18 protein-coding genes are annotated in these 22,058 nt (G+C 62.5%); 10 read left to right on the top strand and 8 right to left on the bottom strand.

Features of this window, described 5'->3' with window-relative positions; genetic code table 11:
- Window positions 1–78 precede the first annotated feature (78 nt).
- Both P9292_RS09275 and P9292_RS09270 read left to right on the top strand, forming a co-directional pair.
- Window positions 79–1,569 (top strand): mechanosensitive ion channel family protein, encoded by a 1,491-nt coding sequence (locus tag P9292_RS09275; protein WP_309958649.1) that lies wholly within the window; start codon window positions 79–81, stop codon window positions 1,567–1,569.
- Between the two features lie 84 nt (window positions 1,570–1,653).
- Complete coding sequence (locus tag P9292_RS09270; protein WP_250469395.1) at window positions 1,654–2,355, top strand: dienelactone hydrolase family protein; 702 nt, start codon at window positions 1,654–1,656, stop codon at window positions 2,353–2,355.
- A 99-nt stretch (window positions 2,356–2,454) separates the two neighbouring features.
- Here P9292_RS09270 and P9292_RS09265 read toward each other — a convergent pair whose 3' ends face one another.
- Complete coding sequence (locus P9292_RS09265; protein WP_250469397.1) at window positions 2,455–3,393, bottom strand: LysR family transcriptional regulator; 939 nt, start codon at window positions 3,391–3,393, stop codon at window positions 2,455–2,457.
- 192 nt (window positions 3,394–3,585) lie between these two features.
- Here P9292_RS09265 and P9292_RS09260 point away from each other — a divergent pair, with 192 nt between their 5' ends.
- From P9292_RS09260 to P9292_RS09235, 6 genes are read left to right on the top strand one after another with little or no spacing between them, the layout of a single operon-like run.
- Window positions 3,586–5,631 carry a hydantoinase/oxoprolinase family protein gene (locus tag P9292_RS09260; protein WP_309958648.1) on the top strand — a complete coding sequence of 682 codons (2,046 nt, stop codon included), beginning with the start codon at window positions 3,586–3,588 and terminating at the stop codon, window positions 5,629–5,631.
- A 16-nt stretch (window positions 5,632–5,647) separates the two neighbouring features.
- A complete protein-coding gene (locus P9292_RS09255; protein ID WP_244830748.1) occupies window positions 5,648–7,396 on the top strand; it encodes a hydantoinase B/oxoprolinase family protein in 1,749 nt (582 codons plus the stop codon).
- Window positions 7,393–8,562, top strand: a complete 1,170-nt coding sequence (locus tag P9292_RS09250; protein WP_244830746.1) for a CaiB/BaiF CoA-transferase family protein — start codon at window positions 7,393–7,395, stop codon at window positions 8,560–8,562. Before P9292_RS09255 ends, P9292_RS09250 begins: the two co-directional genes overlap by 4 nt.
- Entirely contained in the window at window positions 8,559–9,371 is an 813-nt protein-coding gene (locus tag P9292_RS09245; RefSeq protein WP_309958647.1) for an enoyl-CoA hydratase-related protein, read from the top strand. The genes P9292_RS09250 and P9292_RS09245 overlap by 4 nt, the downstream gene beginning before the upstream one ends.
- Before the next feature lie 52 nt (window positions 9,372–9,423).
- Window positions 9,424–10,785 carry an MFS transporter gene (locus P9292_RS09240; RefSeq protein ID WP_244830742.1) on the top strand — a complete coding sequence of 454 codons (1,362 nt, stop codon included), beginning with the start codon at window positions 9,424–9,426 and terminating at the stop codon, window positions 10,783–10,785.
- Window positions 10,786–10,800: 15 nt separating this feature from the next.
- Window positions 10,801–11,739: a hydroxymethylglutaryl-CoA lyase gene (locus P9292_RS09235; protein WP_309958646.1), complete on the top strand. Its 939-nt coding sequence runs from the start codon at window positions 10,801–10,803 to the stop codon at window positions 11,737–11,739.
- A gap of 34 nt (window positions 11,740–11,773) precedes the next feature.
- Here P9292_RS09235 and P9292_RS09230 read toward each other — a convergent pair whose 3' ends face one another.
- A complete protein-coding gene (locus tag P9292_RS09230) occupies window positions 11,774–12,538 on the bottom strand; it encodes an alpha/beta hydrolase family protein (RefSeq protein ID WP_309958645.1) in 765 nt (254 codons plus the stop codon).
- Between the two features lie 302 nt (window positions 12,539–12,840).
- Between P9292_RS09230 and P9292_RS09225 the strand changes: the two genes are divergently transcribed.
- Together P9292_RS09225 and P9292_RS09220 are read left to right on the top strand one after the other, a co-directional pair.
- Window positions 12,841–14,202: an MFS transporter gene (locus P9292_RS09225; protein ID WP_250469404.1), complete on the top strand. Its 1,362-nt coding sequence runs from the start codon at window positions 12,841–12,843 to the stop codon at window positions 14,200–14,202.
- 46 nt (window positions 14,203–14,248) lie between these two features.
- Window positions 14,249–15,241 (top strand): D-2-hydroxyacid dehydrogenase family protein, encoded by a 993-nt coding sequence (locus P9292_RS09220; RefSeq protein ID WP_250469518.1) that lies wholly within the window; start codon window positions 14,249–14,251, stop codon window positions 15,239–15,241.
- Between the two features lie 66 nt (window positions 15,242–15,307).
- Here P9292_RS09220 and P9292_RS09215 read toward each other — a convergent pair whose 3' ends face one another.
- The 6 genes from P9292_RS09215 to P9292_RS09190 form a co-directional block, all read right to left on the bottom strand.
- Entirely contained in the window at window positions 15,308–16,033 is a 726-nt protein-coding gene (locus P9292_RS09215) for a class II aldolase and adducin N-terminal domain-containing protein (RefSeq protein WP_250511069.1), read from the bottom strand.
- A gap of 183 nt (window positions 16,034–16,216) precedes the next feature.
- Window positions 16,217–17,035 carry an SHOCT domain-containing protein gene (locus P9292_RS09210; protein WP_309958644.1) on the bottom strand — a complete coding sequence of 273 codons (819 nt, stop codon included), beginning with the start codon at window positions 17,033–17,035 and terminating at the stop codon, window positions 16,217–16,219.
- A 185-nt stretch (window positions 17,036–17,220) separates the two neighbouring features.
- Window positions 17,221–18,420, bottom strand: coding sequence for an acyl-CoA dehydrogenase family protein (locus P9292_RS09205; RefSeq protein ID WP_309958643.1), 1,200 nt, complete (start codon window positions 18,418–18,420; stop codon window positions 17,221–17,223).
- A 19-nt stretch (window positions 18,421–18,439) separates the two neighbouring features.
- On the bottom strand, window positions 18,440–19,804 hold the full coding sequence (locus P9292_RS09200) for an LLM class flavin-dependent oxidoreductase (protein WP_409015148.1): 1,365 nt from the start codon (window positions 19,802–19,804) through the stop codon (window positions 18,440–18,442).
- Between the two features lie 17 nt (window positions 19,805–19,821).
- Window positions 19,822–20,661, bottom strand: coding sequence for a TauD/TfdA family dioxygenase (locus P9292_RS09195; protein ID WP_309958641.1), 840 nt, complete (start codon window positions 20,659–20,661; stop codon window positions 19,822–19,824).
- Window positions 20,654–22,057 (bottom strand): LLM class flavin-dependent oxidoreductase, encoded by a 1,404-nt coding sequence (locus tag P9292_RS09190; RefSeq protein ID WP_309958640.1) that lies wholly within the window; start codon window positions 22,055–22,057, stop codon window positions 20,654–20,656. Before P9292_RS09190 ends, P9292_RS09195 begins: the two co-directional genes overlap by 8 nt.
- Window position 22,058: the final 1 nt, after the last annotated feature.

The following is a 22,058-nucleotide window of genomic DNA, read 5'->3' as shown; positions in this document are numbered from 1 at the left end:
AATATGCCATGGCACCGACCAACGCACGCGCGTTTGCGGATGTGTATCCTCTCGATGTCGTCATTCGAGGATGCCCCTGTGAAATACCCACTCATACTGGGCTTCGCTATCGTCGCGCTGGATGTCGTCGTGTGGCGCGCGCGTCTGCCCGCGCAAGACCTCGCGCGGCTGTTCATACGGCTCGCGCTTTTCGTCGCGTTGAGTTGGGACCTCTTTTCCTCTGACCTGAATCCGTTCACTCAGGCGCCTTACGCTGCCGTCGTCGAATTGCACTGGCTTGGGCAAGTGCTCGAAATCATCTGGTGGCTGACGGGCGCGCGGTTGCTCACGCTTTCGCTCGACACCTTGCTGTTGCCGCGCGCCTGGCGCAAGCAGCGGCTATTTTCAGATGTGTTCGGTGCGGTGGTCTTTCTCGCAGCGGCCGTGGCAGCGCTCGGCTTCGTGCTCGAATTGCCGGTACGCGGGCTGGTTGCGACGTCGGGCGCGCTCGCCATCGTGCTCGGTCTCGCCATTCAAAGCACGTTGAGCGACGTGTTCGCGGGCATCGTGCTCAACACCACGGAGCCTTATTCGGTTGGCGACTGGGTCTTGATCGATGACGTCGAAGGCAAAGTGATCGAAATGAACTGGCGCGCCACGCATTTGCTCACGGGTCAGGGCAATACGCTTATCGTGCCTAACGCGGTTGCATCGAAAGCCAAGATTTCGAATAACAGCAGGCCGGCGAACATCCACGGAATTTCTCTCATTCTCGAGATCGATCCCGAAGCCCGGCCAAAGACCGTGCTCGATGCCTTGGGCCGTGCCCTGACCGGCTGTAATGTCATTCTCGACAGCCCCGCACCTTATGCGCGGATGAAGCGCGCCACGCTCAATTCGGTGCAATACGAAGTCGTGGCGTTCGTCGATGACATGAACAAGAAGTCGTCCGTGTCCAACGAGTTGTTCGATCTTTGTTACCGGCATCTCGCGGCTTCGTCCGTGGCGCTGCGCGCGCTCGGCATTCCCGCGCCCGCCGTGACCGCGCACGATGCACGAGAGGCCTTGCTCAGACGCGTGAGCCTGTTCGACAGTCTGACGAGCGATGAAATAGAGCGGCTTGCCAAGCGGCTCTTGCGGCACGAGTATCAGGCAAGGCAGCAGATACTCGCGCCTGACACGGTGCCCGACAGTCTCTCTATCGTTCATTCGGGTGTGCTGTCGGTCACTCATCACGAAGCGACAGGAGATCGCGAAGTTGCCCGCGTCGGTCCCGGAGAGGCCTTCGGGGAGGCCGGGCTGCTTGCCGGTTTGCCGATGCACGTATCCATCTCGACGCTCACACCCGTAGTGCTATATCAACTCGGTAAGGACGATATGACGTCGTTCCTGAAAGATCATCGGGACGTCGCGAAGCAGTTGTGTCAGCTCCTCGCTTATCGTCAGGACAAGCTCGGCCAGTTGACGAATCCCATGCCGGTGGAAGAAGAAAAAGGCACATCGCTGTTTCAGTGGTTGTTGGACAAGGTCTGGTTTCGGCACGCGTTGCAAGAAGCTTCTCAGGTCAAGCAGACCGACAAGTCCGCTTAGAAGAGGCGTTTGAGCGAAGACACGTAGTCGCGTTGAACGAGGCCATCCGTTGGCATCTTTCGAAATCTCTTGGAGAGGTATCTCATGGGCGAATATAGGCAACTGCATACCGACGATGGCACCTTCGCCGTTTATGTCGAACTTCCCGCCAACACGCCGGCGCCCGCCGTCGTGGTACTGCCTGAAATTTTCGGCATCAACGCGGACATGCGGGAAACATGTCAGGAGTTGGCGAGGCAAGGATTCATCGCGCTGTGTCCCGATCTCTTCTGGCGGCTAGAACCGGGCGTCGAATTGAATAGCTGGTCCGAGGAGGAATGGAAAAAGGGCTTTGCGCTCTATCAGGCATTCGACATCGATCTGGGTGTTCGAGATGTCGGCGCCACGGTTGCCATGGGACGTGCCTTGCCCGAGTCGAACGGTAAGTGCGGGTTGATGGGCTTTTGCCTCGGCGGTCTGATGACTTTCCTGACGACCGCACGCGAGGGTGTCGATGCCGCCGCGGCTTATTACGGCGGTCAGACTGATCAGTACTTGGGCGAAGCAGACAGCATACGAGCGCCGATGATCATGCATCTCGGTACCGAAGACGAATTCATATCGACGGATGCACAGGCCGCAATCAAGGCGGCGATGAAGGACAGGACGAATGTGACGGTGTACGCGTATCCCGGATGCAGTCATGCGTTCGCGCGGCACACAGGTTTGCATTACGATGCGGCCGCGGCAGAGCTTGCGAATGAACGGACCTATGACTTGTTTCGGCGCGAGCTGGCGGGGACTTGAGTTGTCGGGCTGCGTGTCGGTGGAGGTCTTTGGCATCGGTGGAAATGTTCGCCATCATCGCCAGGCACACGCACTCACCGCACGGCTTCGACTTACCACTTACGCCATTGCGTCCCGCTTCGCGACACACAACTCGATGAACCGCTGCACCGGCTGCGTAAGCGTCGCCCCACGCCGCGTGGCAATTCCATAAGGCGCGCCTGTCCTGTCGATTCGTATGGGCAGCACCGCCACCAGTCCATGTTCCTCGAAGTATCTCGCCACCTTGAGCGGCATCAATCCCACCGTCCCCGCGCCGGAGCGCAAGAGCGACAAGGTCGCGAACGTCGATGACGTCTCGATCGCATAGCGCGGGAAGGGCACTTGCGCATCGTCGAATAGCTGTTCGAGAAGCGAGCGCATTGGCAGGGTGGCCTGAGGGACGATCCACGGATTCTCGCCGATGCCCGCGAACGTCACGTTCGCGTCCGTGGCCAGCGGGTCCGCGCCATCGACGACGAAACACACTTCCTCCACTTCGAGCGGAATGAAGTCGTAAGCCTCGGGATGAACGCTGATGCTCGGCCGACCGATCACGAGATCGAGCAGCCGCTGATCGAGCATCGACAAGAGCCGCGCACTGTTGTCCTCCCAGACCTCGACGGAAATATCCGGCTGAATGCCCCGCAACTCTCGCAGCACGGGCGTGAGCCATACGGGGACCGAGCCCATGACCGCGCCGACCGCGAGCGTGCCGCCGCCGCCGCGCAAGAGGGCCGCGAGTTCATCGCGTAATGCGCCGATCTCCGAACGGACCGCGCGCGCATGGCGAATCACACAGCGGCCGAGTTCGTTCGGCACGATGCCGCGCGGCGAGCGCGCGAAAAGCTCCGCGCCGAACAAAGACTCGATCTCGCGCAGCGACTTGGTCGTGGCGGGCTGTGAAAGCGAGACCTGATGCGCCGCCTTGCGCAGCGAGCCGTGGTCGTCCAGCGCGATCAACAATGCAATGTGATTGCCGCGCAATCTACGCAAAATCGCATCGATACTGGTTATCACCGATATAACTCCAGCCTGTCACCTGATCCGAAGGTTTCATTATCTGGCCAGGGCGTTCTCTCCCTACACTGGCTCAGACGTCGCCGCCCATGCTCGGCCACGCGGCTCGATCATAGCCGCATTGATCGACGAACGAGCAAGCGAACAAGCGGGCGGCGTGACGAATCATGCATCCCTATGGAGAGAAGCAAATTGAAAAGAATCGGTATCGACGTCGGCGGCACCTTCACCGATGTCGTGATGGTGGATGACCAAACGGGGCAAATCTGGTCGACCAAGGTGCCGACGACGCCGAAGGATCGCGTCGTCGGAACGATCGAAGGCTTTCTCAAGATTCTGGAGCTTTCAGGCACGCAAAGCGAAGACGTCGCCTTTCTCGGCCACGGCACGACGATGGCGACCAACATGGTCGTGGAAGGCACGGGCGCTAAAACCGCACTCGTCACGACGCGCGGCTTTCGCGACATCCTCGAACTGCGGCGCGTGTCGCGTCACGACCGCGCCGATCTGTACGATCTGCTGTTCGACAATCCGCGTCCGCTCGTCGAGCGGCGCTGGCGGCTCGAAGTCGGGGAGCGTCTGCGTTACGACGGCAGCATGGAAATGCCGCTCGATCACGCCGGACTCGAAGCCCTTGCCGCACAGATTCGCGAGTCGGATATCGAAGCCGTCGCCGTGTGCTTCCTGCATGCGCATGTGAATCCGCAGCACGAGCGCGAAGCCGTCGATACGTTGCGCCGCTTGCTGCCCGACCGCTTCATTTGCGCATCGCACGAGGTCAATCCCGAAGCGATGGAATACGAGCGCACGAGCTCGACCGTCATCAACGCAATGCTCGGTCCGGTCTGCGGCCGGTATATCGGCAGGCTCATCAGCACGCTCGCGCAACACGGCTTCGCGGGCAAGTTCCTCTTCATGCAGTCGAACGGCGGTCTGGCAAGCCCCGCGATGGTCGCCGACAAGCCGATCGTGCTGCTTGAATCCGGTCCCGCGGGCGGCGTTTCCGCGGCCATTCGCAACTGCGAGAAAAGCGATCTCAAGAACGCGATTCTCGGCGACATGGGCGGCACCACGTTCGACGTATCGCTGATCCGCGAGTTTCGGCCGGAGCTGCGCAACAAAAGCCTGCTGCATACCTATACCGTGCGCTCGCCCAGCATCGATATCGACTCGGTGGGCGCGGGCGGCGGCTCTATCGTCTGGATCGATGCGGGCGGCGGCGTGCGGATCGGTCCCGAAAGCGCGGGCGCCGATCCGGGCCCTGCGTGCTATGGGCGCGGCGGCACGCGTCCGACCGTGACCGACTGCAACCTCGTGCTCGGCTATATCGATCCCGACAGCTTCCTCGGTGGCGAATTCAAACTGGACGCACAGGCGGCGTGGCGCGTGGTCGAAGAGGTCATCGCCAAGCCGCTCGGCGTCTCGGTGCCGGAAGCTGCGCAAGTCGTGCGGTCGGTGGCCAATGCACTGATGGCCCAAGCCATCCGCATCATGACGGTGGAACGTGGCTACGATCCGCGCGAATTTTCGTACATCTGTTACGGCGGCGCGGGGCCGGTGCACGCGGTCGATCTGGCGCACGAGATGGGCATTCGAAGAGTCGTGATTCCGCCGCTGCCGGGGCTTTTCAGCGCATTCGGCATGACGGTCGCGGACCAGCAATACGACTATCAGCGCCCGCTGGAAAGCGATCTCGCGATGATTGACGACGCCACCTTGCAGCATGCGCTCGACGAACTCACCGCCGAAGGCATGCAAGAGCTGCAACGTCATGGTGTCGATGCAGACGGCGTGAAAGTGGTGCGTCTCGCGGATTGCCGCTATGCCGGTCAGCCCGATGTCATCACCGTCGAAGTGCAGGGCGATGCGCAAGGCATTCGCGCCGCGCTTGCGCAAACCTTCGAAACCGCGCATCAGCGGCAATGGAATTTCATCAGCAAGGACAAGCCGGTCGTGGTCGCCAACGTGCGTCTGCAACTCGTCACGACGACGGGTTGGCGCGGCGGCGTCGCAAGCAGCAAGGGCGGCGCGATGCCGAAGCCGGTGCGTACGCGCGAGGTCTATTTCGACGGCGGCGTGCGCACGCTTCCCGTGTTCGCGCGCATGGAGATTCCCATAGGCGCGACGATCGAAGGGCCCGCCGTCATCGAAGAGCACAGCAGTTGCGCCGTGCTCAAGGCGTCGCACGTCGCGCGTGTCGATCCCGATCTGAATCTCGTCATCGAACTGGCAGCCTGAATAAACGGACATCCTCATGGATATTGTTACTTACGAAATCATCCGCAGCAGTCTCTTTGCCGTCGCGCGTGAAATGAAGATCGCGATGATGCGCACCGCCGGCAGCCCGCTCATGCATGCGAGCGGCGACTCGTCCGCCGCGATCTTCGACGCCGACATGCAGCTCGTCGCGCAAGGCAACGACATTCCGACGATGCTCGGCTCCGCCGTCATCTCGACGCGCGTCTCGGTGGAGGCGATGGGACGCGAGAACTTGCGCCCCGGAGATGTCATCGTCAGCAACGACGCGTATGTCGGCGGCGGCAATCATCAACCGGACGTGCAGTTCACGCGCCCCGTTTTCGCCGATGGCAAGATCGTCGCCTTCGTGATGACGCGCGGCCACTGGACCGATATCGGCGGGCAGTCTCCGGGCAGCTATACGGTCACCACATGGGACGTGTTCGCGGAAGGTATCCGCATTCCGCCGGTGTTTCTGTATCGCAATGACGAGCCTGTGCAGGACATGCTCAACCTGCTCACGCGCAATAGCCGCAATGCGCACGAGTTACGGCTCGACATTCAGGCGCAATACGCGGGCACGTTCGTCGGCGACCGGCGTATCGGCGATCTGGTTGCGAAGTATGGCGCCGATGCCTTGCGCGACGTGATGAGCCAGAGCCTCGATCACTCGGAGAAGCTGATTCGCGCGGAAATAGCGCGTATTCCCGATGGCGTCTACGAAGCCGAGGAGTATCTCGATCCGATCGAAGCGCCGGGCTGGAAACAGGAGCGTCCGCTTCTCAAGGTCAAGGTGACGAAGACGGGCGATCACATCACGTTCGATTACACCGGCACCGGCGCGCAAGTGCGCGGCGGCATCAACTGTCCGCTGTCGGTCACCTGCAACAGCACCTGGTTCACGGTAAAGGCGCTGACCGACCCGGGCATTCCGATCAATCAGGGTTGCTATCGACCGGTGACGATCATCGCGCCCGAAGGCAGCGTGCTGAACTGCCGCTATCCGGCCTCGGTCGTGTCGGGCAATACGGAAACGTCGCCACGCGTGATCGATCTGCTTCTGAAGGCACTCGCGCCCGCGGTGCCCAAGCGCATCACGGGGCAAAGCAACTGCGCGTCGTGCGCGGGCATCTTCAGCGGACGCGACACGGACCCGGCGCGCATTGGCCGCACCGGCCAGGAGTTCGTCACGATGCACGACGTCCACGCAGGCGGCATGGGTGCGCGCGCCGAGAAGGATGGCGTGAGCGGTGTGCGTGTGTACGTGGGCAACGCGGGCAGCCAGTCCATCGAGATGATCGAGGCGACATCGCCGCTCGTCGTCGAGGAATGGTCGCTCGTGACCGACAGCGGCGGCGCGGGACGCAGACGCGGCGGCCTGACGTCGCGGCGCGTCTATCGCGTCGAATATGACGAGGCGACCTTCACCGTCTCCGGCGAACGCGGACGCTCGGCGCCCGAAGGCCATTTTGGCGGGATGGCGGGCACGCGCTTTCAATGCATCGTGCAGCGGGCGGACGGCAGCGAGCACGCGGTCGCGGCGAAGGGCGGACAGACGGTGGTGTATCGCGGCGATCGCGTGTCGGTGCAGCCGGCAGGCAGCGGTGGTTATGGCGATCCGCACGAGCGCGATCCGTTGCTCGTGGCAGCCGATATCGCCGATGGCTACGTCAGCGCCGAAGCCGCCGCGCAACGTTACGGTCCGAGCGCACAGCCGGCAGCGGAAGAGCCGGCAGTCGCATCGCTCGCGGTGGCGGCGGAATGAGCGCCGGCGAAGCCATGAGCCCGACCTTGCCGCTCGCGGGCGTGTGCGTGGTCGAGATCGGCCATAGTCTTGCCGCGCCCTATGCGGGCATGATCCTCGGCTCGTTGGGCGCGGAGGTCATCAAGATCGAAAGCGCGGAAGGCGGCGACTATGCGCGCGACTGGGGCCCGCCCTTCGTCGATGGCGCCGCCGCGCTGTTTCATGCGGTGAACCACGGCAAGAAGAGCATTGCGATGACGCTATCGAATCGCGACGACGCGGAGGCATTGCGTGCGCTGATTGAGCGCCGCGCCGATGTCGTTCTGCAGAATCTCAAGGCCGGCGGCACGGAGAAGTACGGCCTCGGCGGCGAGCAGATGCTGCGCATGAAGCCCTCGCTCGTCTATTGCAATCTCGGCGCGTTCGGCACGGCGGGACCGCTGCGCGACAAGCCCGGCTACGATCCGCTCGTGCAGGCGCTTTCGGGTCTCATGAGTTTTCTGGGGCAGCCGGGCGAGCCGCTCTCGCGCATACCGGTGTCGGTCAACGACATGGGCACCGGCTTGTGGGCGGCAATCGGCGTGCTGGCTGCGCTCTTCCGACGCCAGACGACTGGCGTGGGCGAGGTCGTCACCGTGTCGCTGTACGAAACCGCGATCAGCTGGGCCGGCATTCAGATCGCGGATTATCTCGCCTCAGGCGTGCTGCCGGGCCGCTGGGGATCGGGAACGGCTGCGATCGTGCCGCATCAGGCGTTCGAATGCGCGGATGGCACGATCATGGTCGCGGCCGGTAACGACCGATTGTTCCGCCGCCTCTGCACCGTATTGTCTATCCCGACACTCGCCGACGATGCGCGCTTCGTGACCAACGGCGCCCGCGTGAGCCATCGCGTCGCGCTCATCGACTTGTTGCATCTCGAGTTTCGCAAGCACGGAACCGCGCACTGGCTCGAAGCGCTCGACGGGGCGGGCATTCCGTGCGGGCCCATCCAGACCATCGATCAGGTGGTCGCGCACGAGCAGACGAAAGCGCTCGACCTCTTGCGCACGACCGACGATGGCGCGGCCACGGTCGTCGGCGTGCCGATATCGTTCGGCGGGGCACGGCCCGCGCATGTGGGCATCACGCCCAAGCTCGGCGAACATAACCATCTGCTGGCGAAGACGCCACTGGAGACATCTTGAAACTCGCATCGCAACTTGGCGGCGCGCTCGACACGCTGTCGCTCGAAGACATCGATCAGCAAATTCTCGTCGTCACCCTGAACCGCCCGAATGTGTCGAACGCGATCAGCACGACGATGGGACAGGAGATCATTCGCGTTTTCGGCGCGCTTGAAGCCGATCCCACGCTCTATCGCTGCGTCATTCTGACGGGCGCGGGAGAGCGTGCGTTTTGCGGCGGCGCGGATCTCAAGGAACGCGAAGGCATGACCGACGAGCACTTCGGCGTGCAGCACTATTTGTTCGAACGCATGAACCGCGCGATCACCTATTGCCCCGTCCCGATCATCTGCGCGGCGAACGGCGCGGCGGTCGCGGGCGGGCTCGAACTGCTGCTCGCCTGCGATTTCGCGTATGCATCGGAACATGCCGTTTTCGGCTTCACCGAAGTGAAGCGCGGCATCATGCCGGGCGGCGGCGGCACGCAGCAATTGCCGCGCACCATCGGCGCCCGCCGCGCGAAGGAACTGATCTTCCGGGGAGCGAAATTCACGGCGCAGGAAGCATTGGCGTGGGGCGTCGTCAATCGTCTTTGCGAGCCGGGCGGCGTGCTCGCCGATGCCATCGACGCCGCCCGCGACATCTGCACGAGCGCACCGCTGTCCGTCGCGCAAGCCAAGAAGGCGGTCGACCTCGGCATGCAGGGCGACTTGCGCACGGGCCTTTATCTGGAAATCGAAGCCTATAACCGGCTGATTCCGACGGCGGACCGTCTAGAAGGCATCAGCGCGTACAACGAGAAGCGCGCACCGCGATTCAATGGCGTTTAGTTCGAACGCAACAGCCGGCATACCTATACCCGGATAACCGGAGGAGACAGACATGACCCCCAACATCGGCAGCTTCGACATGCCGAAAGCCGAAGCGACGTATGGCAAGATCACGCGCCGGCTCATCCCGTTCCTGTTCCTGTGCTATGTGTTCGCGTTTCTCGACCGCATCAACATAGGCATTGCGCAGCTCGACATGAAGCACGATGTCGGCTTCAGCGATCTCACATACAGCATCGGCGCGGGCATCTTCTTCCTCGGCTACGTGCTGATGGAAGTGCCGAGCAACTTGCTCTTGGCGCGCATCGGTGTGAAGCGGACGTTCTCACGCATCATGATCCTGTGGGGCTTGATCGCGGCGGGCACGGCATTCGTCACGCTGCCTTCGCATCTCTACACCGTGCGCTTCTTTCTTGGGCTTGCCGAAGCGGGGCTTTATCCGGGCGTGATCTTTTATCTCACGCGCTGGTATCCGGTCGAACGGCGCGCCAAGGTCATCGCGCTCTTCACGTGTGCAACGGGCATTGCGGGCTTGTTCGGCGGGCCGCTGTCCGGTGCGCTCATGACGTACTTCAACGGCTACTTCGGTCTGCACGGCTGGCAATGGATGTTCATCGTGCAAGGCTTGCCCGCGACCGTGCTGGGCGTGGTGGCGTTCTTTTATCTCGATGACGGCCCGCAGCAGGCGAAGTGGCTCACGGAAAGCGAAAAAGCCGTCGTGCTCGCGGATATCCGCAAGAGTTCGAGCGTGTCGGCGAAGCACGAGGAGCACACGTTCGGACGCACGCTCACGGACTTTCGCGTCTACGTGATGGGCTTCGTGTGGTTCACGCAGATTGCCGGCGTGTTCGCCATCGGCTTCTGGCTGCCGACGCTCATCAAGAGCGCGGGCGTGTCGAGCGCGTTGCAGATCGGCTGCTATTCCGCCATTCCGTATTTCGTGAGTTGGGTCGCGCTCATCATGCTCAACCGTCATTCGGACCGCACGATGGAGCGCCGCTGGCATTGCGCCATCGCCATGATCTTCGGTGCCGCGGGACTCGTCGTCGCGGCGTTCACGACCGGCAATCTCGCGCTGTCGCTTGCGGCGCTCTCGGTGGCGACCGCGGGCATACTCGCGCCCAACCCGCTCATCTGGGCAATCTCGACGGATTACATCCGTGGCAGCGGCGCGGCGGGCGGCGTGGCGGTGATCAATTGCGTGGGTCTGCTCGGCGGCTTCGTGAGCCCGATGATCATCGGCTCCATCAAGACGATGACCAACAGCATGGCAGGCGGCCTTGGCGCGATTGCCACGCTGATGGTGCTCGGCGCCATCGCGGCTGTCGTGCTTGCGCCGTCCACATCGAGCGCGCCGGTGAGCGAAGGACGCGCCGAGGAAGGCGGTGAACGCGTACCGGATGCAACCATCTGAACGAAGGGAGTGAAAATGAAAGATGTAGCAGTACAGATACGTGAAGTCGGCTTGCGCGACGGCCTCCAGATGGTCCGCACCATTCTCGGCGCCGCGCAAAAACTCGAATGGTGCGCGCGCATGGTGGATGCGGGCGTGACCGATATCGAAGTGACGTCCTTCGTGCCGCCGAAGATCGTGCCGCAATTTGCCGATGCGGTCGAGGTGGCGACGGGCGCGCTTGCCATCGACGGATTGCACGCGGCAGCGCTCGTGCCGAACCTGAAGGGAGCGCAGCGTGCCTTCGATGTCGGCTTGAACAAGGTCCACTACGTGCTGTCCGCGAGCAACGAGCACAACCTGAAGAACGTTCGGCGCAGCACGGCGGAATCCGTCGAAGACTTCGTGCGCATTGCGGCGGCGCGCGATGAACTCGGCCGGCGCGTCGTGCTGGGCGCAGGCGTGGCGACGGCGTTCGGCTGCACCATTGCCGGTGAGGTGGATGAAGGCATCGTGCTCGGGCTGGTCGAAACGTTGATCGAGGCGGGCGCGCAGGAGATCACCATCGCCGATACGGTCGGCTATGCGAATCCCGCGCAGGTCTATGCGCTCATGCGTCGCGTCATGGAGCTTGCGGGGCCCCTGCCGGTTGCGTGCCATTTCCACGATACACGCGGACTCGGTTTGGCCAACGTAATGGCCGCACTCGATGCGGGTGTGCGTGCGTTCGACTCTTCGCTCGGCGGACTCGGCGGATGTCCGTTCGCGCCGAACGCCACGGGCAACATCAACACCGAAGACACGGTGTTCATGCTCGAAGCGCAGGGCATGACCACGGGCATCGATATAGACAAGTTGCTGGCGATACGCGAGACGATTGCCGCGTGGTTGCCGGGCGAACCATTCACAGGCGCCATTGCGCGTGCAGGCTTGCCGAAGACGTTCGTGCGAGCAGGGGAAGCAATGGCGGCTTAGGGCTCGCCGCTGTCATTCACCCTCATGCTCACCCTCACGCGTTCGAGGCCAGCCTCTCCAGCAGATCGACGAGCAGATCCGGCGCGAGCACCATCGCGTCGTGTCCCGTGTCGATGGTCTCCCAATTCCACGCGGGCAAACCCTTGATGCGTTCGCGCACGGGTTCGAGCGTCTCGTATGAAGGGTTCGTGCAATGCACGTAGGTACACGACAGCCCATTGCCGAGCGGATGCTGTAAGTCGAGCGGCGTGGTGTAGGTTGCGAGCGGGTGAGGCGTCAGGCGCCTTCGCACCCACGCGGCGCGTGCATGATCTTCCGGAATTCCGGTGCCCTTCAATCCGTTGACGGGCATCGCCAGCGGCTGATCGCTCGCCTGAACGGATTCCATGCGCTCGCGCACCACCTCCGGCGGTAGCACATCGAAAGCAGCTTGCCCGTTATCGACGAGCAACGCGTCCAGCATGACGAGCGAACGTATTGCGTGAGGCATGCGGTCCGCGACGCCCGAAGCCACCAGTCCGCCGAAGCTGTGACCTACCATGACGATGTTCGAGAGCTCTTCGGCATCGATCAGATTCTTTATATCTTCGATGCAGACATCAAGCGACGTCGCGGCTTCCAGCAGATGCCGCCGTTCGCCCAAGCCCGTCAGTGTCGGCGCGAAGACACGATGACCGCGCGCGATCAGCTTGTCGGCGACGAAGCGCCAGCACCAGCCGCCATGCCACGCGCCATGAATGAGGACGAAGGTGTATCGCGGTGCGGCGGGACGAACCTGCTCTGCCGATGAATCATGCATCGATGTCTGGCTCCGGAAACGGTCATGCGTGAACGTCAGCACTGAAGGCCGCATTCTGCGACGGCTGCGCGTGAGTTGTAAAGCGCGAATAGCCAGTGAATCCGCGCTGCGTGTCATTACGTTCGATACTGGTTATCACCGATATAACCCGCGCATCTCACCTGATCGGAAGGTTTCATTATCTCGCCTGAGCGCGGCCTCTTTACACTGGACCGGTCCAAGGTTCCGCGCAGCGGCAGCCGATTAAAAGCCGCGCAGACGTCGGGATAGAGAGAGACACTATCGAACGAAGGAGACACGCTGTGAATCGTACCTTTGTTGAACCCGAGCCGGCGGTATCCGACGAATCATCAACCGTCTCGACGTCGAGCGCCGAAGAGCGGGCGCTCTATCTGCGCGTCACGCTTCGCATCGTGCCATTGCTGTTCGTTTGCTACGTCGTGGCTTTTCTGGACCGCATCAATGTCGGCTTTGCGAAACTGCAGATGCAGGACGCGCTCGGTTTCAGCGACAGCGTCTACGGCCTCGGCGCCGGCATCTTCTTTCTCTCGTACTGTCTGCTGGAAGTACCGAGCGCCATGTTGCTCAGGCGGGTGGGCGCCAAGAAGACGATTGCGCGCATCATGATCTGCTGGGGAATCGTCGGCATGTGCACGGCGTTCGTGACGAACGTCACCGAGTTCTACGCCGTGCGGTTGCTGCTCGGCGTCTTCGAGGCGGGCTTCTTCCCAGGCGTCATCTTTTATCTGAGCTCGTGGTTTCCGGAGAAGCGGCGCGGCGTGATCATCGCCTGCTTCATGGTCGGCTTTCCGGTCGCGGGTCTGGTTGGCGGTCCCGTCTCGGGATGGGCGATGACGCAACTCGCGCATGTCGCCAACATGGCGGGATGGCAATGGCTTTATATCGTCGAGGCGTTACCGGCCGTGGCGCTTGGCATCGTCACGTTGTTCTTGCTGGACGACAATATCGACAAGGCGCGCTGGCTCAGCGAATCAGAAAAGAAAGTGCTTCGCGATGGCTTTCTCGTCGAGACCGAACGCAAGCGCAAGAATGAACATCGCGGTCACGGACGCCTTGCGGATGCGCTTGCGGACCCGAAGGTCTATATGCTTGCCTTCATCGACTTTGCGTTTGTCTGCGGAACGTATTCGGTGACTTTCTGGCTTCCTACCGTCATGAAAGATTCAGGCATCTCGAACCTCTCGCAATTGGGCTGGCTTTCGACGATTCCCTACGCCATGGGCGCTATCGGCATGGTGGCTATCAGCCGCAGTTCCGACCGCATGCTCGAACGGCGCTGGCACGCGGCCTGCGCCGGTGTCGTGGGTGCGGTGGCGTTGCTTCTCGTGTCGCATCCGACGAACTCGCCGGCTTTGACCGTCACCTTGCTGACCTTCGCATCGATCGGCATCTTCGCGACCAACGTGCTGATCTGGTCGCTCGCCGCGGATTATCTTCATGGCTCGCCTGCTGCGGCGGCAAGCATTGCGTTCGTCAATTGCATCGGCTTGCTCAGCGGCTTTTGCAGCCCATTCGTGATCGGCTGGCTCAAGACGATGACCGGCACGCTCGTGAGCGGCCTCTACGTGATGACGGCGATACTCGTCCTCGGGATCATCGTCATGCTCGTAGGGTTCAAGCCGCAGACAAGCAAGCCGGTTTGAGATGACCGACACGTTCTCCATACGTTCTCACGAAAACACGACGCTCATGCACAAGATCGCCATTCTCGATGACTTCCAGAATACCTCGCTCAAGTTCGGCAACTGGAACGGCTTGCGAGAGCACGCCGAAATCGATGTGTTCACCGACCATATCGATGACGAAGCGGAACTCATCGAACGTCTTCGGCCGTATGACATTCTCTGCGTCATGCGCGAGCGCACCCGCTTCACGCGAAACGTCCTGTCGAAGCTCGAGAACCTGAAGCTGCTTGCGAGCACGGGGCCGTGGAATGCGGCTATCGATATCGAAGCCGCCGACGAACTCGGTATCACGGTCTGCGCGACGGCTTCTTCGTTGACGGCTGCGGCGGAGCACACCTGGGCGCTCATCCTCGCGGCGGCGCGCCACATTCCCAGCGAGGCGGCTTCGTTTCGCGAAGGAGGCTGGCAAGTGTCGGTCGGCCGCGATCTCAACGGCAAGACGATCGGTCTTCTCGGGCTGGGTTATTCCGGCAGCGTGACCGCCCGCGTGGCACAGGCGTTCGGCATGAAGACGATTGCGTGGAGCCAGAACATGACGCCGGAGGCGGCCGCCAAGCATGGCGCGACCTATGTGACAAAGGAAGAACTGCTTGCACGAAGCGATATTCTTTCCATTCACGTCCGCTTGTCGGAGCGCACGCGAGACCTGATAGGCGCGGCGGAACTCGCCACCATGAAGCCGAATGCGCTTTTGGTGAACACGGCGCGCGGACCCATCGTCAACGAACGAGCGTTGATCGACGCGTTGCAGCGCGGACAGATTGCGGGCGCGGCGCTCGATGTCTACGATATGGAGCCACTGCCCGCCGGGCATCCCCTTCGCTCGATGAGCAACGTGATCGCGACATCCCACATCGGTTACGTGACCGAGGACTCGTACGCCATCTACTATGGCGAATCGGTCGAGAATATTCGCGCGTGGATCGAAGGCAAGCCCATTCGAGTGATCACCGCCGACAAGCGAGAGATTGGCTACGAGCCTGCGGTCGGCGTTTGAAGCGTACTTGCCTCGACGCTGCGCGAGGCCGTTCGAGTTGCCGCGGTGTCGCGAAACGGCTTCATCTCAGTCGGCGTAGGACGGGTCTTCCTTGTCCAGAATGCGCTTCATCTCTTCGAAGTGCGCGAGGGAGAAATCCGCAATGCCTTCCCAGTCGCGCGCCGTCTTCTCGGCGACTTCTGGCGACAGCAGTTTCAGCGGTTGTCCCGTTGCGTACGCCATGCACAGAATCTGGCAGGCGCGTTCGAGCGTGTACATGTCGTCATACGCTTCACCAACGGTCGAAGATGTCACCATGACGCCGTGATTTCCCATCATCAAGCGCGACTTGTCACCGAGTAGGCCGGCCAGACGCGCGCCTTCTGCCGCGGTATCGGCCATGCCACCGAAGGACGTATCGAGCGCAACGCGATTGAAGTAACGCGCCGTGTTTTGTTCGACCGGCTTGATCTCCGGGTCGGCGAGACATGCGAGCGCGGTAGCGTGAATCGGATGCAGATGCATTGCGACGCGGATATGCGGAGCGAGCTTGTGAAGCTGTCCGTGGATGGCCCACGCGGTGGGATCGATATCGTCGCGGCCGGCCAGGTCGTCGGCGTCGTCGGCATCGAGCAACAGCAGGTCGCTTGCGCGGATGCGCGAGAAATGCACCCACTTCGGGTTCATCAGAAACTTGCGTCCATCTGGCGATACGGCCGCGCTGAAGTGATTCGCGACGGCCTCGTGCATGCCCAGCCGGGCGAAGCATCGGAATGCGGCAGCGAGATCGATACGAAGCTGGCGTTCGTTCATGAGTCGGGTATCCGGTGTCGAGGTGAGGGGTTCGAAGTCATGCGTATGAAGGCAAGTGGCCGTGCATGTCTGTCGAGCTCGGCGCCCGATCGACGATTAAGCACCTCCAACTACGCATCGCGCGCCCATCGAATGCGTCAAGGCGGGAAGCGTATTCTCCAATCAACAAACACCGCCCGACGCTCACAACCGTCCCAACAACTCCGCCTTCTTCGAAGCGTACTCTTCATCGCTAAGAATTCCTTTAGCGTGCAATTGAGCGAGCTTCTCGATGGTGGCAAACACATCCGACTCTGCCGCCGATGACCGAGCACTCACCGGCGCCTCCTGCACAGGCAAACCCCCGCTTGAGGAGACAACAGGAAGGCTCCCGACATCGACCAAACCGTGCTGGCTTCCAAACGTAAGAGACGCACCGTGCGACTGCTGCTGCGAGAAGCCGCCGATCTCGTGATCGAGCGTGTCGTAAAGCGTCGTCTTTCCGTTCACTTCTATCGCCAGGCGTTTGGCTTGAGAGAAGAACGCGTAGCGCATGCCGTTCTGTGCGCCGGTGCTATTCGGCCAGCCTAGATCGGCGGGCCACCAGTTGCCGGAGTTGCTCGTATCGGCGGGAACGAAGAGACTCACCGAGCCGACGGGGCCGCCTGCAGTCTGCTGTCGATGACCATCACCATCGCGATGCTGATACTGAGCACCCTGGCTCTGCGACTGAAAACTGCCGCTGCGAATCAGGTCGGGCTGACTGGCGATCAGGCCAGAAAGCTCGGAGCACAAGCCGTTCACCTGACCCTTCAGGTGGTTGTTGAACAGGTCCGAGACCATGGTCATGCCACCCAGCATCCACTGGCCGGAACCTCCGAACTCAGGGTGGCTGAATTGCGCCATGCCGCCGTTTCCCCGAATCACGGATTCCAGCATGCTCATCACGGCATCGGTGCTGAAGCCGTGTCGCCGGGCAATTTCTCCGACGATTTGCTCGCCAGCCGGAGTCAATTTTTGCATGATGTTCGCTCCCAAGGTTTCCTGTGACCTTATCACGCGGGAGAGTCGGGCGTGGTTTGCGCTGGCTTCAACCTCTTGCGACCAAAGCGGTGCCGCGCATGACTAAAAGTGCCGCTACTTCCGGTGGCATCGGGGCGAAATGCAACTACCGGTCGACCCGTTTCCTTGCAACAAACGACGCGCGCCTAAAACGTCCGGCCCTCCACCAAATGCGTCTTCACGCCATTGAGCACGTAGTCGCCCACGACCTTCGCCTTATGATGCAGGGGGTTATGGCTGAAGATCGTGCGCAGATTGCGCCAGTGCCGATCGAAGTTATGTTTGCGCGAAGTCGCGGACGCGCCGCCCGCATCGAAGAGACGCTCGCCCGCCTGCAAGGCCAGCTTGCCGACGACGATCTGCGTGCGCGCCGTGGCGAGCGCGCTTTGCAGCACGAGTTCATCCGCGGCCGGATCGGCATTGCGGATGGCGTTCGACGACACATCGAGCGTGCGCGCGTTGTCCCGCACCAGCACATCGATCGTGTGACTCAACGCCGAAAGTTCGCCCACCACCTGCTGAATGAACACGTCCTCGCGGGCCGTGGCCGCGGTGGAGTGCATGACCGGCCGCCCATGTCCCGTGACATAGCCGCGCGCATCGGACACGACATTGCGCACGATCCCCGCCGCCACCGCGACGAGGTGCAACTGCCGATACGCGCCGCCGTGCCGGCCGACGAGCGACGGATAGCCTTTCTCGATCACTTCGCTTGCGTCCACCTTCACGTTGTCGAACACCACGCTGCCGCTTGCCGTCATGCGCTGACCCATGCCGTCCCAGTCGTCGAGCACTTCGAGTCCTTCCGTGCGTACCGGAATGATGGCCGTCACGCCCTTGCCGTTTTCATCGACCAGATTGGTGCGCACGAAGTCGGCGTACGCCGTGCCGGTCGTGTAATACTTCTTGCCCGTGACGCGGAAGTGGTCGCCCTCGCGCCGCAATGCCGTTTCGATTTCGCCCGCGCGCGCCGTGCCCTGTTCGCCCGATGCGCCGCCGAACAACCCGCCTTCGACGATACGGCGCACTTGCCGGTCGTGAAACGGCGTGTCCGGTGCAAGACGCATGGATTCGGCGACATCGAAATGCACGCGCAACGCATGCGCGACGTTCGACTCGGCCGCCGCGAGCGTCGTGACGACGTGAATAGCGTCTTCGAGCGAGCCGCCCAGTCCGCCGCGTTCGGCGGGTATGCGCAACGCGCCGAGGCCCGAACGGCGGAACGCGTCGAAGGCCGCGAACGGCAGTTCCCGGCGCAGCTCGCGCTGGGCGGCATCGGCGCCGATTTCGTCGGCGAGTGCGGGCAGGGCGGCGAGTGCGTCGGAGAGTCGTCTGGAAGTGCTCATGGTGGAGTCTTCGAAGGAGTTAGCGGCGAAACGCGGCGCCGGGATGACGCGCGTTCAGGAAGCTGCTTTGCCCGCCGAGCTTCTCGCGCAGGCTGCCCGGTGCATAGCGCGTCTTGTAGCGGCCGCGCGCCTGCAACTCGGGGACGATCAATTCCGCGAAGTCCTCGTAGGCTTCCGGCGTAACGGCATAGCTCAGATTGAAGCCGTCGATATCGGTTTCATCGACCCAGTCTTCGAGTGCATCCGCCACTTCGTCCGGTGCGCCGATGAACACTGGACCGCGTCCGCCGATGGCGTTATGCAACGCGAGTTCGCGCACAGTCCGAACGCGTTCCGGATCGAGCCGTGTGAAGCCTTCAAGCGCCGAGGACGTGCCCGCATCGAGCTGCATGTAACGGATCGGCTCGTCGGGGTCGTAAGTCGAGAAGTCGATGCCCGTCCAGCCGGAAAACATCGCCAGCGCGGCTTCGGGCGTCACGTAGCGGCGATAGTCCTCGTATTTGTCGCGCGCCTCGCGCGGGGTGCGGCCGGTGACGATGGTCGCCATCGTGAAGAACTGAATGTCGCGGCCGTCGCGTCCTGCCTTGACCGCTTCCGCGCGCGTGCCCGACACCACGGGCGTCAGCACCTTCTTGCTCGGCCCGCTCAGATAGATGCCTTCGGCGTGACGTCCCGCGAAGCGCTGCCCGCGCGCCGACGACCCCGCCTGGAACAGCACCGGCGTGCGCTGCGGCGAAGGCTCGGTCATGTGGATGCCCTGCACCTTGAAGTACTTGCCGTGATGATCGACGCGATGCACCTTCGACGGATCGGCGAAGATGCCGGTGTCGCGGTCGCGCACGCTCGCGCCGTCTTCCCAGCTGCTTTCCCATAGCTTGTAGACGACATCCATATACTCGTCGGCGATATCGTAGCGCTCGTCGCGCGAGGCGACGCCGTCCTTGCCGAGCACTCTCACGCTACTCTGTGCGAAGCCCGTGACGATGTTCCAGCCGATGCGTCCGCGCGTCAGGTGATCGAGCGTGGACATGCGGCGCGCGAACACATACGGCGGCTCGTGATTGGCGTTGCTCGTGACGCACAGGCCGAGATCGCGCGTGGCGTAGGCCATCGCGGAGAGCGACATGATCGGGTCCTGCTTCGGCACCTGCGCTCCGTGACGCAAGGCCGTATCGATATTGCCGCCGTGCACGTCGTTCACGCCGATGCTGTCGGCCATGAAGAGCGAATCGATCAGCCCGCGCTCCAGCGTCTTCGCCAGATCGACCCAGTAATCGAGCGTGTTGTATTCGAGCGAGCGGTCGCGCGGATGCCGCCACATGCCTGGCGAATGATGCACGGGGCTGTGCAAGGCGAATGCATTGACGCGGATTTCCTTCTTGATGCGCTGTGCGTCGTGGCTCATAGGAAAGGCTTGTCACCGTTGATCGTTACGCGAAAACCCGAGCGCACTTCCGGGTAGTAATCCCACACGGCGAGATGCTGAACCGTGCGGTTGTCCCAGAAGGCGATGGAATGCGGCTGCCAGCGAAAGCGCACCTGGAACTCGGGCGCGGCGAAGCGTGCATAGAGCAGGCGCAGAATGCCTTCGCTCTCCGCCTCGGACACGCCATCGATGTGCGTCGTGAAGTTCGAATTGACGAATACGCCACGACGTCCCGTTTCCGGATGCGTGCGTACCACCGGATGCGATGCCTTCGGAAAGCGCTTGCCCGTATCGTCGATACCGCGCAGGCGATTGCGCTGCCGATAAGTCGGCTCGCCATCGTGCGTGGCGGTCAGTCCTTCGAGATAAGATTGAAAGCCGGGCGACAGCGATTCATACACCGCGTAGGAACTGGAAAAGAGCGTGTCGCCGCCATGCGATGGCAGCGTATGCAGATGCAGGATGCTGCCCATTGGCGGCGCTTCGTCGCAAGACACGTCCGAGTGCCAGTGGTCACCCGCGACGCGTTTGCTGCCGGCATCTGCGTGGATCGTCAGGATCTCCGGGTAACCTTCGGGACCGGGACTATTCGGATGCACGTGCAACGTGCCGAAATGCCGGCCGAGCGCGAGATGCTGGTCCAGAGTGATCGGCTGATCGCGAAAGAAGATCACCTGATGCGCGAGCAGCGCGCGGCGCACGTCGGCCACCTGCTGCGTGGAAAGCGGCTGCGTCAGGTCGATGCCGCCAATCTGCGCGCCAATATGACGCGTGAGCGGCTCGACGGTGATGGTCTCGTATGCGGTATCAAGCATGGCTTTCGTCCTCGATGGGCGAAACGCTGTGAGCGCTTCGGAACGATGCGGCGGGATGCGGCGCGGCAAGGTGCGCCGCGCCCTCGCCATAGAGTTTTTCGCGCAAGGTGCCTGCGCGATAGGCCGGTTTATAGACGCCGCGACGTCGCAGTTCGGGCACGACGAGATCGACGAAATCTTCGTGCGTGCCGGGCAACAGCGCGTGACTGAGATTGAAGCCGTCGATGCCGGTTTGCGCCATCCAGGTTTCGAGTGCATCGGCGACTTCGGTGGGCGAACCGATGAACACCGGTCCCTTGCCGCCAATGGCATTGAAAATCGCGAGTTCGCCTATGGTCCACACGCGCCCGGGATCGGCCACGGTGAATGCTTCTATCGCCGACTGCATGCCCTCGCTCTTCACGTAGCGCAACGGATCGTCGGGGCTGTACTTCGACAGGTCGATACCGCTCCAGCGCGAGAACAATGCAAGCGCGCCTTCCAGACTCACGTGGCGCTGAATGTCCTGCCACTTCGCCTGCGCCTCTTCGGCGGTCGGCGCGACGATCACGGTGGCAAGCGCGAAGAACAACACCGAAGCGGGATCGCGGCCGAGCGCGGCGGCCCGTGCGCGCACATCGGCGACATCGCGCGCGACCAGATGCGCGGTCGGCGAACTCAGGAACACGCATTCGGCATGACGCGCGGCGAAGTCCTTGCCGCGACTGGACGTGCCTGCCTGATACAAAAGCGGTGTGCGTTGCGGGGAAGGCTCCGAGTAATGCGTGCCCTGCATCGAGAAGAATCTTCCTTCATGGCGAATCTCGTGAACGCGCGCCGGATCGGCGAAAACGCGGGTCTCGGTATCGCGTACCGCCGCGCCGTCTTCCCAGCTTTCTTCCCACAGGCGGTACACGATCTCCATGTATTCGTCGGCGAGATCGTAACGCTCGTCGTGCGGCCGCGCGCCGTCCTGTCCTATCGCCCGCGCGCCGCTCTGCCCGAAACTCGTCACGATGTTCCAGCCAATGCGCCCGCGCGTCAGATGATCGAGCGTGGACATGCGCCGCGCGAAGAGGAACGGGGCTTCGTAGCTCACGCTGCTTGTCACCGCGAAGCCGAGATGCTCGGTGACCTGCGCCATCGCGGAAACCAGCAAGAGCGGATCGAGGCGCGGGAACTGCAGGCCCCAGCGCACGCCCGCGGCGTTCGAGCCGCCATAGACGTCGTACTGGCTGATGCCATCGGCGAAGAAAAGCGCGTCGTAGCCGCCGCGTTCCGCCGTCTTCGCGAGATCGGTCCAGAGCGAGAGCGAGTTGTAGTCGAGCGCGCGGTCACGCGGATGCGCCCATAGCCCCGGCGAAAGGTGCGTCGGCGCGAAGGCCAGAAACGCGTTGATGCGGATTTCCTTCGACATG

The organism is Caballeronia sp. LZ001, assembly GCF_031450875.1.
Lineage (GTDB): Bacteria > Pseudomonadota > Gammaproteobacteria > Burkholderiales > Burkholderiaceae > Caballeronia.
The sequence above is the reverse complement of the archived record's forward strand: the minus strand, read 5'-3'. Positions and strand labels throughout refer to the sequence as shown.

Bases quoted from the DNA above. Each gene is read 5' to 3' on its own strand.
- P9292_RS09270 (WP_250469395.1), top strand. From the start codon at position 1,654: ATGGGCGAATATAGGCAACTGCATACCGACGATGGCACCTTCGCCGTT.
- P9292_RS09255 (WP_244830748.1), top strand. From the start codon at position 5,648: ATGGATATTGTTACTTACGAAATCATCCGCAGCAGTCTCTTTGCCGTC.
- P9292_RS09250 (WP_244830746.1), top strand. From the start codon at position 7,393: ATGAGCGCCGGCGAAGCCATGAGCCCGACCTTGCCGCTCGCGGGCGTG.
- P9292_RS09240 (WP_244830742.1), top strand. From the start codon at position 9,424: ATGACCCCCAACATCGGCAGCTTCGACATGCCGAAAGCCGAAGCGACG.
- P9292_RS09235 (WP_309958646.1), top strand. From the start codon at position 10,801: ATGAAAGATGTAGCAGTACAGATACGTGAAGTCGGCTTGCGCGACGGC.
- P9292_RS09230 (WP_309958645.1), bottom strand. From the start codon at position 12,538: ATGCATGATTCATCGGCAGAGCAGGTTCGTCCCGCCGCACCGCGATAC.
- P9292_RS09220 (WP_250469518.1), top strand. From the start codon at position 14,249: ATGCACAAGATCGCCATTCTCGATGACTTCCAGAATACCTCGCTCAAG.
- P9292_RS09215 (WP_250511069.1), bottom strand. From the start codon at position 16,033: ATGAACGAACGCCAGCTTCGTATCGATCTCGCTGCCGCATTCCGATGC.
- P9292_RS09210 (WP_309958644.1), bottom strand. From the start codon at position 17,035: ATGCAAAAATTGACTCCGGCTGGCGAGCAAATCGTCGGAGAAATTGCC.
- P9292_RS09205 (WP_309958643.1), bottom strand. From the start codon at position 18,420: ATGAGCACTTCCAGACGACTCTCCGACGCACTCGCCGCCCTGCCCGCA.
- P9292_RS09195 (WP_309958641.1), bottom strand. From the start codon at position 20,661: ATGCTTGATACCGCATACGAGACCATCACCGTCGAGCCGCTCACGCGT.
- P9292_RS09190 (WP_309958640.1), bottom strand. From the start codon at position 22,057: ATGTCGAAGGAAATCCGCATCAACGCGTTTCTGGCCTTCGCGCCGACG.